The sequence below is a fragment of the Mesorhizobium sp. WSM4850 genome (assembly GCF_055811735.1).
This window is the reverse complement of record NZ_JBVVPV010000033.1, coordinates 40090-53485: the sequence shown is the minus strand read 5'-3', so window position 1 is coordinate 53485 and position 13396 is coordinate 40090. Positions and strand designations below refer to the sequence as shown.

Below are 13396 nucleotides of genomic sequence, written 5' to 3'. Positions count from 1 at the left end.
GCCAACCTACTCGGCCGCGGAAATCTGGCGTTCGAGCGCCTTGACCAATTGAGACCTGCTGTTCGCGCCCTTGGTCACAACGGCAACCGCCCTATCGCGGAGCCATTCGAGCTCGTTCATCGACAGATCTTTCGAGGTAACTACGACCACCGGAATGTTCTGCAGTTCGGGCGTCTGCTGCATCTCACTCAATGTCTGAAACCCGTCCATTTCAGGCATCAGCAGATCAAGCACCACCAGGCGCGGCAACAACCGTTTCATCAGGCCAAGTCCGCGCGCGCCGTCGCTTGCCTCGTGAACCCGCCAATCCTTCTTGATCAGGATACGCCGAAGGAAATCGCGGGAAGCTTGGTCGTCATCAATTACAAGCACATCGCGGTTGCCACCGCCGCAAGCCTCAATTGTTTGAATCAGCTTCTCGGTGTCGATCGGCTTCGTCAGGTATTCAACCGCCCCGAGTGAGAGGCCGAGTTCGCGATCTGCAAGTATCGTCGCAAGGATCACAGGAATCTCGCAAAGCTCCCTATCGTTCTTCAGAGATCGCAGCACTGACCAGCCGTCCTGATGCGGCATGATGATGTCGAGAATGATCGCCGCGGGGCGATGCGCTCGAGCAGCGGCTATTCCTTCCTCGCCGCTTGCTGCTTCGAACGATGCCAGTCCCGCCTCCGCCAAGGCCCTGGCGATGACGGTTCGGGCGGCTGGTTCATCATCTATGATCAGAACCGCCTTGTCTCGTGACGGCAACGGCACAGCTTCGGAGGGGTGTTGCTCGCCAGATTCTTTTTTGAACTCGGCTGGAATCTCCATTGTGAAGGTCGAGCCTTTTCCGAGTTCGCTCTCGACCTTTACAACGCCTCCGATCATTCGGCTAAAACTCCGGGTTATGCTGAGGCCAAGCCCCGTTCCGCCATAGTTGCGAGTGGTGGATGCGTCCGCCTGCGTGAAAGCGTCGAAGAGCCGTTCCTGCTGCTCCGGCGTCATCCCGATCCCGGTGTCGGACACTTTGAATATCAGCCAATCGCCCTTTGGTCGTCTGTCGCGACGCACCGTGAGTGTTACACGACCCCCTTCGGTAAACTTGGCGGCGTTGCTGAGCAGGTTAAACAGGTTCTGACGCAACTTCGTCTGATCCGAATGCATTTTCCCGAGGTCGTCGTCGAGGTCCAGTACGAAACCGTTTCGGTTTTTCGCCATCAGAGGCGCGACTGTGGCCTGGACGTCGCGCATCAAATCGGCGACGACGAACGTTTCCAAGAAAATTTCCATCTTGTTCGCCTCGATCTTTGACAAGTCGAGGATGTCGTTGATGAGCGCCAGGAGATGGCGACCAGCCGCGGCGATCTTCTCCAGTTCCGGAACGAATTCCACCATGTGCTGGTCGCTCGCATCTTCGATCAGCATCTCGCTGTAGCCAATAATCGCGTTCAGCGGCGTACGCAGTTCGTGGCTGACGGATGCGACGAAGCGGCTCTTGGCTTCATTCGTCGATTCAGCACGGCTCTTGGCGCGCTCGAGTTCGTCTTGTCTCTGTTTCAATTCCGTGATGTCGGTGTAAACGGCGACCGCGCCGCCGTCAGGCGTTTTTCGCCTGCTTACGCGAACCCATCTGTCGCCGAAGCGATCCTCACAGACGAAGCCCGCCGGGTCCTTGTGGATGTGTAACCGCTGGGCAATCCACTCCTCCGGCGACGCGCCCGCAAGGTCGACTTGCCCGCCCGCCAGGCGTTGCTCCAAGATTTCTTGAAAGCTTTGCCCAGGAAGAGAAGCTCGCGCATGGTCAGGGAAGAATTCGCAAAATTTGCTGTTGGCCAGGATGACCCTGTCCTGCGGATCGAATAGGACAAATCCGTCAGAAATTGCCTCAAGCGCCGCTGCTATCGTCCGTCTTTGCTGCTCCGCCTCGTCTTCCAGTCGTTTCTTTTCAATCGCGCCCGCGCGAAAAAGTCGAAGCGTCCGCGACATTGCGCCGAGTTCGTCGCCTCCCTCAATCGGTATTTCAATATCGTAGCGTCCTTGCGTCAGTTCGCCGATGACCCGGTTCAGCCGCCGTAACGGGCCAATGATCGAGCGAAGAACAAGGATTGTAAGAAGCGACCCAATCAACAGCACGATGACCACCAGAATGGCAGCGGTAGTCGCGGTTTTCTGGGCTAGCCTTACAGCCTCGTTGCGAGCAGCTTCTGCCTCGGCGCTCACTTCCTCGACAAGTTCGTTAAGGGCGGCATCGACATTCGTGCTGTGGGTTCGCGCCTCCGCCAGGAGAGCGTTTCCAATGATGCGGTTATCCTGAGTATAGCTGTCCGCCGCCTCTAGTGCCCTTTTGACATAGTCATCGATCTCGACACGGATTTCCCTCACTGCATCGGGGGATGATTTCGAAAGGCCGTCCAGTTGGTCCAGCAGTCGCTCACGCGCCTGCTCGGCATTCCGCTGGGAGTTCATTAGCAAGCTGACCGACAAATCGGTGAGCCAGTATCGCAATTCGCCGAAGGTCACGTGCGCCGCAGCCGCATTCGCCGCGAGATCGAACAATGCCTTAGTGTCTGCGGTGCGGTCGGCACTGCGATAAAGCGCCTGCGTGAGAAGGATGGAAGATACGATGAGACTAATGAGGCCGGCCGCTGTCAGTGCAGCTACGCGGGCCGCGATCGGCAGACTGGCAAGGCGACGTCCCAGGGATTTCGACGGCGCCGGTATGGCTTCCACCTCGTGGGGTGTCTGTTCCAGGACGCTCATTTGAACAAGACGATGCTGATTGCGCCCCCCAAATCGCCGGCTTTTCCGCCCTCCTTGGGATATCCAGTTATGTCGATCTCGCCCTTCGGCTCGCCGTGGCAGGAAAGGCACGACTCCGTATAGTATTCGGGCAGGAGCATTCGAAATGCCGGGCGTCCCTCCACCTCGGTCACATCCGTGTAGGCTTCGCCCTTTGCTCTCTTCGGATCTGAAAAGACGCTTACGATGATGCTGGCTTCCCAAGCGTCCGGAAGAGATTTGCGGTTGCGCACGAGTTGCTCGGGCGCTGTCACGCGCACCAGAGCTTCGTTGCCAACCTTGGCGGCGAATTTCTCATTCAACAGACGCGCGAAAACGGCCGGCACGAAGCCCTTGAACCCGATCCCAGCGCGGTTGATGTCATCTTGCTGCTCGTCCACCACCTCCCGCATAGCCCCAATCTGGGCCTCAAGCAGACGCCGGTCGCGATTGGTCAATTCGCCGGAAAACGGGTCCTGGCCGGTGTTTTTTGAGTAAACGGCGATGGCCTCGCTCGCAAACCGCTCGCTGTCGAGGTGCTTGTCGCCAAGTGCTGGATCGTTGATTAGTGTCTGATAGTTGGAGACAACGCTTCGCCCCGCGCGAAGCAATTCCGCAAGTCGGATTCCCATCGCGACATCTTCAGTATCTCCCGCTCCCATGGCAGCCGACGCGAGGAAAGCGCAACCGACAAGAGCAGCGCCAATGCTTCTCCGCGTCAAGGTTGAAAGGGCGAACATCTCTCCATCCCGTCGAAGGAAGCCAAACAAAAAGTATAGCACGACGCAGGCCGATAGCGTAGCGACAAACGCCCATGCGCAAGCGGTGAGAGAAGGAACGAAGCATCCGCCGCCGCTCCGAAGCGGCCCTGGCCCGCAAACCCGTTCTTGCCGAACGTCTCTTGACCACCCTGGGTGGAGCACCGAGAGGTTAGCGGTGGATTTGTCAAGCTTGCCTTTAAAATATAGCTTGCTAAAGCTAGAAAATTAGCTTTGAAATATATATTAGTTGTGTTCGAGCGCAACCTCACGCACCGTAAACTTAGCATAGCAATTGTTTGTAGAAGAAGATGATGGTTCTGGCCTTATGTTGTCGGCCGGCACAACCTATGCATGTCATCTTGATCGCTTGATGAACCATCATCGCTGAAAGGAAACAGAACTATGTTACGAAAAACAATCAGCATTTCAACCCTCGCCGGCGCGGTTGCAGTCGCTGCCGCCGCGGTGCGCCCAGCCGGACGAGACCGATAAGTTCGGAATTGAGACGAGTCAGACGCTACGTAACCGGTCCTTCTCGCGGTGAATACCGCCAGTGCCGTTCCGTGCCGTGTGTTCGAGCCGATGATTAAGATGACTTCGATGTGGACGAGTTTTCATAATGGCACCACTGGCTACATTCGCGGATGGTTCCGCCTTCGCGCCGAGCGAAAAGCTATGTGGATGATAACGGACGGGTTGAGCCGGTCACCGGATGACATTCTTAACGACATTGGTATCTCGCGCGACGAAATCACGTGCGCTTTGTCAAAGCGTCCCAATCCGAGTTCCGGGTCGGGTCGGAATGCGGCCGGCCCATGATTTGTCCAGCCCACAGTATCTGCCATGTCGCATGCCAAGGTCTCATTGTCCCCGCGGCGGCGAGTCGAACCGACCCCGAGTGATCACGGCGCTGGCCGATCGGTTACCTGCTCGCAGATCGTGATTCAGTGGCTCGTCGCTCCACGACTGCGCAACAATGACAGCATTCACCCCCTGTGCGGACGTTGAAGCGCGATGTCAGGAAGGTCGTTAACGGGTCAAGGCTTCCCTTCAATTTCTCCGACAGAAGGGCAGAGAAGGGTCGAAATCGGTATTTCGTTTTGGGTATCAAGCGTCAGATTTTCACCACTTGGTCCGCTGAATTGCGATCCGGGCCGACTATCCCTTTTGTTTGTTTTGCTTGGCATCCGCGGGCGCCTCGGGTGCGGCGTTCCAGCCGAACACGCTGCGGCCGCCGAGCAGATGCGACTGATCGAACTCTCCGGCAACGATTTCCTTCAGGCTAGGGCCAGTGACATAGCGTTCGACCTGCCGCGACTGGTCGTCGAGCCGCTTCAAGGCACCGATTTCTTCGTCGCGACCGAGCCTGGCCTTGTGGACGGCCGACTTCAGCACGCCGATCGTCTCGTCATAGACCTTCAGCGGCACGGGGAATGGATGCCTGTCCTTGCCGCCATGTGCCAGCGAGAAGCGCCCGGGATCGGAAAACCGGCATGGCGCGCCATGCAGCACCTCGGCCACCAGCGCCAGCGCCCGCACCGTGCGTGCACCGACGCCGGGGACCAGGAGAAGTTCGGAGAAATCGGCGGGGCCACGCTCGGCAGCCGCCGCCATGTTGCCATGAAGACGACGCATGACGACATCGGTTTCGCGAACGTCGTGGTGCGCCGGCATGACCAGGTGCGGCAGCATTGGCTGGTCGGGCTCCGGTGCGGCAGCCACGTCACGTTCGAGCGCGGCGAACTCCCTCAGAATGCGATCCGGTCCGAGGTCCTGCAGGAGATCCAACTGTCCCTTGCGCGAGGCATCGGCCCGGCGGTCCGTCAGGTTGACGATCTCGCCCTGGTTGGCGCCTTCGATGGCGGCATGCGGCTGGTCGACAAAACTCTTCAGGCCTTCGGACAGCCAGTGGTAGCGACGCGCCACCTTGCTGTCGCCGTTCATGCCCTGCTGTACCACGACCCAGTCGCCGTCATCGGTGACGATAAAGCCATGCAGATAAAGGTCGAAGCCGTCCTGGACGGCGGCGCTGTCAACCTTGGCGACAAGCCGGCTGGCCGTCGCCAGGCCTGTTCCGTCGAAGCCGACGCGCTCGCCGATGACGGCAAGCTCATGCGGGGTCTTGCGCGAATGCGCGCCGCGGCCGCCGCACACGTGAATACCGAGTTCGCCGGAAAGCGGAGCCAAACCACGTTTCAGGGCGCCGATGACGCTGGTGGTGATGCCGGAGGAATGCCAGTCCATTCCCATGACGGCGCCAAACGACTGGAACCAGAAGGGATGCGCCAGCCGGCGCAGCAGCTCCTCGCGACCGTAATGGTGAATGATCGCCTCGCACATGACCGCGCCAAGGCGCGTCATACGGTCGCCGAGCCATTTCGGCACGCGTCCGCCATGAAGTGGAAGGTCTGCGCTTCCCGATCGTTGTGCCAAATTTTTGCCTGTTTCGACCTATGCCTTGCGCTCAACGGATAGTACCGAAAGCGGCGTGAAGAAGCGATGATGCCGGTTCGTTTGGATTACAAACTGATCGCAATTCAATTCAGCTGGGCCACTCGGGTCCCATCGGCGGCGTTGCCGGTTACCGGTCGGCCGGATTTCCGACCGCCGGATCGCGCCGCCTTGAATATCTTCCCACACGCGGCAGATCGTCGCCAAATTCCACCCACGGCAGCTTCATGTCCCAATAGGCATGAGCCTGCGGCGCAAAGCGCTCGGGGTGGTCGAAGAAGCCGATCGTCAGATAAAGTTCCTCGGGAAGCCCCTGGTCGAAGTAGGCTATGGATGTCCCGCAATCGGCGCAGAAGGTGCGGAGCACGCCTCGAGTCCTTGAGAATTTTTTTGGCGCGCCGGTGAGCAATCTGAATTGGGCCGGCCGATAGCCGACCCAGACGGTCAGTGGGCTGCCTATCGCCTTGCGACAATCGTCATCGTGATCAGAGCAGATCCAGAACGGGTCGCCGTGCATCTCAGCACTTATCGAACCGCAAAAACAGGAGCCAGTCTCAATCCTGGTCATCGAACTATCCTTCTGATCGAGACGGCCGTTGCGGGTGCACGGTCCGCAGGGTGATCGAATAGCGGTGCGCGGAAACCGGCGGGATGCTGTGTTGCCATTCGGTGCGCGCCAGGCCCGTCATCAGGTAAGCCGACCTTGGCTCGAGGGTGACGGTCACGCGAGCCCATCTCGTGCCGTTCTTCCGGCGGAGCCGAAAGCTGCATGGCGCAAGAAGAGAAACGCCGGCCACGGCATCGAACTGCGGCTTGTCGCGATGCCAGCCGATACCCGCGCCGGGCCGATACTCGTTGATCAAGACGTGCGCGAAAGCATCGGCGGGCAGCCGCGCAAATGCCGCCACCTTGTCCCTGAGCGGCATCAGAAAAGCAGGGATCGGCGGCGCCTCGACCACCTTGCGTTGGTCAAAATCGTAGCGCAGGCCAAAACCGGCGACGCGGCGGTTTGCGAGATGGCCATGAAAGTCGAAAGGCTGGAAGGCGAGACTTTCGAGCTGCCGCACCAGTTCAGCCTCGTCCTCCGCCGTGATCAGTTCCGGCCGGTAGAGAAATCCTTCCGGCAGATCGTCACGTGCGTGAAAGTCAGGCGCGCGAAACAGGTCGCCTTGGCCAGCGGTTTGCGGCTGCCTTGTTTTGAGCGATGGCATCAACCCTAATTGGTGGGCCGGCCGCTGGCGGCAAGGCCTTGGAGGCAACGGGCCGGCCGGATCATCGCCTCCACGTGCGCGAGACGGAACCCGGATTGCCGGGGCGGGTTATTGCCCAGGCGAGTCGAGTGGTGGGAAATGCCTTCAACTGTTATCCAAAGCATCAATTACGACCCGGCGACGAGGACCCTCTCCGTATGGTTTGTCCCAAGCGGAAATCGCTACGATTTCAACGACGTGCTGCCGCAAACTTATGCGGCATTCCGCAAGGCCTGGTCAAAAGGCCGGTTCTTCAACGCTTTCATTCGAGACCGGTATAGCTACCATCTGGTCGAGCAGAGCCAGTCGGGATGAAACCCGGTGCCTTGTCGTCAGAAATTCATCCGGAAAAGGAACGCATGCCCTCACAGAATCCAGTCGGCCTGCCCGATTCTCATTGCGCCGGCGGCGTGCCGGGTTGATCGCCGCCCGTGGTCGTCTTCGGCGTCGGATCGTTGTCGACCTCGGGATTTTGGTCGACGGTGTTGGTGTTGCTCTGGGTCGGTTCAGTGCTGCTGGTGCTGCCCTGTGTCGGCTCGGCCTCGTTGCTGCAACCCGCCAAAGCCAGAGCCGCCAAAAATAATAGGCTCGTCAGCGACAGTCTCGTCATGGCCAACCGCTCCCTTCCTGCTCGACAACGGCGTGGTGGTGAATTTGGTTGCAGCGGAATGGCTTGTCTGTTGGCCCAGGACCCCTCTGATCACCGCCACGCCGGCGTCAAAGGAACAAATCTCGGCGCCGCCACGTTGCATTTCCTGTGCAATGCTTGTGACAGTGAGGCTATCGTCTTGGCGCCGAGAGCAAATTGGAAGGGTTTTCTGAAAATCGGAGAACTCAGCTGCCCGGTGGCGCTCTATACGGCTGCCTCAACCTCAGAGCGGATCGCCTTCCACACGATAAACCGCGCCACCGGCCATAGGGTGCATCGCGCCTTCGTCGACAGCGATAGCCGCAAGCCGGTGGAGAAGGACGACCAGGTCAAAGGCTTTGAGATCGGCTCGGGTGAGTACGTCGTGCTCGAACCCTATGAGGTCGCAGCCGCGGTTCCCGAGAGTGACAAGACGCTGTCGGTCTCGGCCTTCATCGGCTGTGCCGATGTCGACGATGTGTATTTCGACAAGCCTTATTACCTGGCCCCGTCGGACAAACACGCGGAAGAAGCGTTTGGGCTGATCCGCGAGGGCATGCGCAGGAAGAAGGTCGCCGCGATCGCCCAGACCGTGCTGTTCCGGCGCGTCCGGACCCTGCTCGTCCGCGCCTATGACGAAGGCCTGGTCGCAACGACGCTGAATTTCGATTACGAGGTGCGCTCGGCGGAGGAGGCTTTCGACAACATCCCCGACTTGAAGATCGAGGGCGAGATGCTCGAACTGGCCGAACACATCATCAAGACCAAGAAAGGCAAATTCGATCCAATCAAATTCGACGACCGTTACGAGGCGGCGCTGGCCGAGCTTGTGAAGGCAAAGCTCGAAGGCAAGAAGATCGCTGTTCCGAAGCCGGCCAAGCGGGAGAAGGTCGTCGATCTCATGGATGCGCTGCGCCAGAGCGCCGGCGTTGGCGGCAAGCCGGCCTCGACGAGAAAGCCCGCGGCAAAGTCAAAGCCAGCGCGCCATGCCAAGGCGAAGCAGACAGCGCCGCGTCGGAAGGCCGGCTGACCGATGGCGCTCGAGACCTACCGCAAGAAGCGCAATTTTTCCGTTACCCCGGAGCCGCAGGGCCGCCGGGCGCCCAAGACCGGCAACAGCTTCGTGATACAGAAGCACGATGCCACCCGGCTCCATTATGATTTTCGCCTCGAAATGGACGGCGTCCTGAAGAGCTGGGCCGTCACAAAAGGGCCGAGCCTGATCCCCGGCGAGAAGCGCCTTGCCGTCCACGTCGAGGACCATCCTCTGGAATATGGCGGCTTCGAAGGCACAATCCCGAAGGGCGAGTACGGCGGCGGCACCGTCCTCCTTTGGGACAGAGGCACCTGGACGCCGATCGGCGACGCGCATCGCGGCTATGCGAAAGGCCATCTCGATTTCGAACTTCACGGCGAGAAGCTTGGCGGCCGCTGGCATCTTGTGCGGATGGCCGGAAAGCCCCGGGAGAAGCGCGAGAACTGGCTGCTGATCAAAGGCGACGACGACGCCGCGCGCACCGAACGTGATCCCGACATTCTGGACGAGCGGCCGGAATCCGTCGCGACCGGCCGCAAGATCGACGACGTCGCCGGCGAAGAGCCCGGCTGGTCGTCCAAGACAGGCCGCATTCGCAGGCGCCGCGGCGGCAGCACCAGGCCAGCTCCAGCGGAAGAGGCCCCCGCCACTGTCAGCGTTCCCGAACCGTCAAAGATAAAGGGCGCCAAGAAGGCGGCGCTTCCCGATTTCGTCGAGCCGACGCTGGCGACCCTGGTCTCGTCAGCGCCGTCGGGCGAGCGCTGGCTGCACGAGATCAAATTCGACGGCTACCGGCTACAGGCCAGGATCGAAGCCGGCCGCGTCAAACTGTTGACGCGGAGCGGTCTCGACTGGACGAAGAAATTCGGCAAGGCGGTCGTTTCGGCGCTGGCCGATATCCCTGTCGGGACGGCACTGATCGACGGTGAACTCGTGGTCGAGACGTCAGCCGGCGCATCGGATTTTTCCGCGCTGCAAGCCGATCTCAGCGAGGGCCGCAGTGATCGCTTTCACTTCTACGTCTTCGACCTGCTTCATCTCGACGGCTACGATCTGCGCGACGTTGCCTTAATCAAGCGCAAGGAATTGCTGGAAAAAATCATCGGGAGTAACAGCGGCATCATCAGCTACAGCGGCCATTTTGAGGAGGACGGCGCCCTGGTGCTGCGACATGCCTGTCGGCTGAGCCTGGAAGGCATCGTCTCCAAGCTTCGCGATGCGCCCTACCGCGCCGGCCGCAGCAAGAACTGGGTGAAGTCGAAATGTTCGGCGCGGCAGGAATTTGTCGTGGCCGGCTTTATCCCCTCGACAACCTCGCGCAAGGCGATCGGTTCGCTTGTCCTGGGTGTCTATGACCACGGCAAGCTTCATCATGTCGGGCGCGTCGGCACCGGCTACACAGCGGCGGTCGCCGAGAGCCTGTTCAAGAAGCTCGAGCGGATGCGCGTTCCGTCGAGCCCGTTCGACGAGCGTCTGAGCGCCGAGGAGGCTCGGCAAGTCCGCTATGTCAGGCCGGATCTCGTCGCCGAAGTCGAGTTCCGGGCGTGGACCGCCGACGGCAATCTGCGCCACGCCTCGTTCCGCGGATTGCGCGAAGACAAGCCGGCGAAGGAGATCGTGCGCGAGACGCCGAAGACGAGCAAGGCAGTGCCCCAACCTCAGCGCCGGACCGTCAAGCTTACTCATCCCGACCGCCTTTACTGGCCGGACGAGGGCGTGACCAAGGAAGGTCTCGCCGACTATTATGCCGAGGTCTGGCGCTATGCGTCGCCCTACATCGTCGGCCGAGCGCTGGCGCTGGTGCGATGTCCCAACGGGATTTCGGGCGAGCAATTCTTCCAGAAGCATGTCTGGAAGGGGCTCAACCCGAACATCGTGCTGGTCCACGACCCCAAGCATCCGCCCGACGAGCGGCTGATCAGCATCAATGATCTCGACGGGCTCATCGGTCTGGTCCAGTCGGCGGCGCTGGAGATCCACCCCTGGGGCTCGACGGTGAGCGATTGGGAGCGTCCGGATATGATCATCATGGATCTCGACCCCGGCGAGGGCGTGAGCTGGGAGGCAGTGATCGAAGGCGCCGTCGAGACCCGCGACCGGCTGAAGGATGCAGGGCTTGTCCCCTTCATCAAGACCTCCGGCGGCAAGGGTCTGCACGTCGTGGCGCCGTTGAAGCCGAAAGCCGAATGGCCAGAAGTAAAAGCCTTTACCAAGGCGATTGCCGACTCGATGGCCGCCGACAGTCCCAACCGCTACGTCTCGACCATCACCAAATCGAAACGACGCGGGAAAATCCTTGTCGATTATCTGCGCAACCAGCGTGGTGCGACCGCGGTCGCAGCCTATTCGACAAGAGCACGACCGGGTGCAGCGGTGTCGATGCCGCTTGCCTGGGACGAACTCGGCCCCAGCATCGGACCGGCCTATTTTACCGTCGAGAACACTCCAACGCGGCTTGCCTCGCTGTCGTCGGATCCCTGGCAGGATTTCCACGCGGCCGCAGCGCCAATCGAAGACCGCGCAAAGCGGCGCAAGAAAGCGGCTTGAGACGGCACTGCGAAGCGCATGCATCGGAATAGTCAGGCGATTTGCTCGAACGTGCATTGCTCCGGAGCCTTGTCCGGCCGCCAGCGCAGGAACTTGGTGCCGTGCCGGAAACGGTCGCCGGTGACATGATCGAAGCGTACCTCGACCACCAGTTCGGGCCGGACCGGCTCCCATTCGCCGCTGCGCTCGGTGCTCCAGCGGCTCGGCCCGCCCGGCGCCTTTCCGGTGAAGCCGGGTGGCTCGCGCATGGCTTCGAGCCTGCGGGTAAGCTCGGCCCTGTCATCCTTGGCAATGGTCGAGGTGAACCCGACGTGATCGAGCTTGCCGGCCTGGTTGTACAGACCCAGCAACAGAGAGCCGACCTGCGGGCTGTTGCTGAGATAGCGAAAGCCGCCGACCACGCAATCGGCCGACCGCAACCGCTTTACCTTGACCATCGCGCGTACCCCCGGTTGGTACGGACCGTCCAGCCGCTTGGCGACCACGCCGTCTGTCGCCCCATGTCCGGCATCCCCTAACCAGGAGCGGGCTTCCTTCACATCGCGCGTGCAGTGCGAAAGCACGATGTTCCTGCGGTTTGCCGAAGCGACGAAAGCCTCAAGGATCGCTCGCCGTTTTTTCAGGGTCCGCGCCAACCAGACGGTTCCGTGCTCATCGCAGAGCATGTCGAACAGGACGATGCGAGCCGGGGTTTCGGCGGACAGCTTGCGGATCCTGCTCTCGGCGGGATGAAGCCGCATCTGGAGTGCGTCGAACGAAAACTTGCCGTCGACCGAGATGACTATTTCACCGTCGACGACAAAACGGCGCGACGGCAGTTCCTTCAATGTCGCGACGAGTTCGGGAAAATACCGTCCGAGCGGCTTGCCTGACTTTGCGCGCAACTCCACCGCATCATCCTGCCGGAATGCCAGGCAGCGAAAACCATCCCATTTGCGTTCGTATTGCCATCCGTCTCCTTCGGGAATCGCATCGGCCGCCTTTGCCTCCATCGGAGGCGTATCGAGCGGCAGGAGGAAATCGCTGGATCGGCGGGTGCTGTCGAAAGCAGGATCGCGGGGTATGACCTTCATTGTGCTGCCTTTGTCCCCCAGCCCAGCCTGCTCCCAGGCGCTTATTTCCGCTTTCCGGCCTCCGAGCCGATGCTCTTGCGCAGCGCATCCATGATGTTGATCACGTTGCTGGCCGGTTGCTCGGCCTTGGCCTTCGCCTTGGCCGGACCCTTCTTGCCCTTCTTCTTCGAGGCAATGATCTCCAGCAGCCGCGCCTGGACGGGATCTCCAGTCATGGCGGGATCCCACTGCCTGGTTCGCTCATCGATAAGGGTCGAAACCATATCCATCAGTTTCAGGTCGGGTTTGACGTCGTCGATCTTGCCGAAATAAACCTCGGGGTCGCGAACCTCGTCGCCATAGCGCAGTGTCCACAGCACGATGCCCTTGCCTCGTGGTTCAAGCATGACGGCGCGTTCGCGGCGGTACATGACCAATCGCGATATTCCGACCGTCCCCGTCGATTGCATCGCGTCGCGAATGACCGAGAATGCCTCCTCCCCAACCGGGTCGTCAGGGGTGAGATAGTGCGGCTTGTCGTACCAGATCCAGCCGATGCTGTCGGCATCGACAAACATGTCGATATCGATGGTGCGCGTGCTCTCGAGCGCAACCGCTTCGATCTCGTCGTCCTCGAGCAGGACGTATTCGTCCTCGCCGCGCTGGTAGCCCTTCACCTCGTCGTCTTCAGCAACGGGCTTGCCGCTGACGGCATCGACATATTGGCTGACCACCCGATGCCCGCTCTTGCGATTGAGCGTATGGAACCGGACCTTCTCGCTCTCGGTGGTAGCGGGCGTCATCGCCACCGGACAGGTCACCAGCGAAAGCTTCAGATAGCCTTTCCAGAAAGGACGTGGCGCCATCGAGCACCCCCGGCAGGAGTAAAACAATCGAACGCAGCAGGGCGATCG

11 protein-coding genes are annotated in these 13396 nt (G+C 60.5%); 3 read left to right on the top strand and 8 right to left on the bottom strand.

From position 1 onward, the window contains the following. Nucleotides 1-6: 6 nt before the first annotated feature. From AC0L2Z_RS25155 to AC0L2Z_RS25135, 5 genes are all read right to left on the bottom strand, one after another. Nucleotides 7-2739 (bottom strand): hybrid sensor histidine kinase/response regulator, encoded by a 2733-nt coding sequence (locus AC0L2Z_RS25155; protein ID WP_473629599.1) that lies wholly within the window; start codon nt 2737-2739, stop codon nt 7-9. Then, nucleotides 2736-3497: a Tll0287-like domain-containing protein gene (locus AC0L2Z_RS25150; protein WP_473629598.1), complete on the bottom strand. Its 762-nt coding sequence runs from the start codon at nt 3495-3497 to the stop codon at nt 2736-2738. Before AC0L2Z_RS25150 ends, AC0L2Z_RS25155 begins: the two co-directional genes overlap by 4 nt. 1179 nt (nt 3498-4676) lie before the next feature. Further along, a complete protein-coding gene (locus AC0L2Z_RS25145) occupies nt 4677-5951 on the bottom strand; it encodes a DUF763 domain-containing protein (protein ID WP_473629597.1) in 1275 nt (424 codons plus the stop codon). Between the two features lie 148 nt (nt 5952-6099). Continuing rightward, complete coding sequence (locus AC0L2Z_RS25140) at nt 6100-6537, bottom strand: GFA family protein (RefSeq protein ID WP_128167985.1); 438 nt, start codon at nt 6535-6537, stop codon at nt 6100-6102. Between the two features lie 4 nt (nt 6538-6541). Beyond that, nucleotides 6542-7180, bottom strand: coding sequence for an alpha-ketoglutarate-dependent dioxygenase AlkB (locus AC0L2Z_RS25135; protein WP_473629596.1), 639 nt, complete (start codon nt 7178-7180; stop codon nt 6542-6544). A gap of 138 nt (nt 7181-7318) precedes the next feature. Here AC0L2Z_RS25135 and AC0L2Z_RS25130 point away from each other — a divergent pair, with 138 nt between their 5' ends. Beyond that, nucleotides 7319-7534 carry a KTSC domain-containing protein gene (locus AC0L2Z_RS25130; protein WP_473629595.1) on the top strand — a complete coding sequence of 72 codons (216 nt, stop codon included), beginning with the start codon at nt 7319-7321 and terminating at the stop codon, nt 7532-7534. Between the two features lie 79 nt (nt 7535-7613). Here the strand turns inward: AC0L2Z_RS25130 and AC0L2Z_RS25125 are convergent, their stop codons facing one another. Further along, nucleotides 7614-7829: a hypothetical protein gene (locus AC0L2Z_RS25125; protein WP_473629594.1), complete on the bottom strand. Its 216-nt coding sequence runs from the start codon at nt 7827-7829 to the stop codon at nt 7614-7616. A gap of 178 nt (nt 7830-8007) precedes the next feature. Between AC0L2Z_RS25125 and ku (AC0L2Z_RS25120) the strand changes: the two genes are divergently transcribed. Both ku (AC0L2Z_RS25120) and ligD read left to right on the top strand, forming a co-directional pair. Then, nucleotides 8008-8877: a non-homologous end joining protein Ku gene (gene ku, locus AC0L2Z_RS25120; RefSeq protein ID WP_473629593.1), complete on the top strand. Its 870-nt coding sequence runs from the start codon at nt 8008-8010 to the stop codon at nt 8875-8877. Nucleotides 8878-8880: 3 nt separating this feature from the next. Beyond that, entirely contained in the window at nt 8881-11430 is a 2550-nt protein-coding gene (gene ligD / locus AC0L2Z_RS25115) for a DNA ligase D (protein WP_473629592.1), read from the top strand. Nucleotides 11431-11462: 32 nt separating this feature from the next. Here the strand turns inward: ligD and AC0L2Z_RS25110 are convergent, their stop codons facing one another. Both AC0L2Z_RS25110 and ku (AC0L2Z_RS25105) read right to left on the bottom strand, forming a co-directional pair. Further along, nucleotides 11463-12503, bottom strand: a complete 1041-nt coding sequence (locus tag AC0L2Z_RS25110; RefSeq protein ID WP_473629591.1) for an ATP-dependent DNA ligase — start codon at nt 12501-12503, stop codon at nt 11463-11465. Nucleotides 12504-12544: 41 nt separating this feature from the next. Next, nucleotides 12545-13348 (bottom strand): non-homologous end joining protein Ku, encoded by an 804-nt coding sequence (gene ku / locus AC0L2Z_RS25105; RefSeq protein WP_473629590.1) that lies wholly within the window; start codon nt 13346-13348, stop codon nt 12545-12547. Nucleotides 13349-13396 lie beyond the last annotated feature (48 nt).

Excerpts from the sequence above, each read along its gene's own strand:
- AC0L2Z_RS25155 (WP_473629599.1), bottom strand. The coding sequence starts at position 2,739 with ATGAGCGTCCTGGAACAGACACCCCACGAGGTGGAAGCCATACCGGCG.
- AC0L2Z_RS25150 (WP_473629598.1), bottom strand. The coding sequence starts at position 3,497 with ATGTTCGCCCTTTCAACCTTGACGCGGAGAAGCATTGGCGCTGCTCTT.
- AC0L2Z_RS25140 (WP_128167985.1), bottom strand. The coding sequence starts at position 6,537 with ATGACCAGGATTGAGACTGGCTCCTGTTTTTGCGGTTCGATAAGTGCT.
- AC0L2Z_RS25135 (WP_473629596.1), bottom strand. The coding sequence starts at position 7,180 with ATGCCATCGCTCAAAACAAGGCAGCCGCAAACCGCTGGCCAAGGCGAC.
- AC0L2Z_RS25130 (WP_473629595.1), top strand. The coding sequence starts at position 7,319 with ATGCCTTCAACTGTTATCCAAAGCATCAATTACGACCCGGCGACGAGG.
- AC0L2Z_RS25125 (WP_473629594.1), bottom strand. The coding sequence starts at position 7,829 with ATGACGAGACTGTCGCTGACGAGCCTATTATTTTTGGCGGCTCTGGCT.
- ligD (WP_473629592.1), top strand. The coding sequence starts at position 8,881 with ATGGCGCTCGAGACCTACCGCAAGAAGCGCAATTTTTCCGTTACCCCG.
- AC0L2Z_RS25110 (WP_473629591.1), bottom strand. The coding sequence starts at position 12,503 with ATGAAGGTCATACCCCGCGATCCTGCTTTCGACAGCACCCGCCGATCC.
- ku (WP_473629590.1), bottom strand. The coding sequence starts at position 13,348 with ATGGCGCCACGTCCTTTCTGGAAAGGCTATCTGAAGCTTTCGCTGGTG.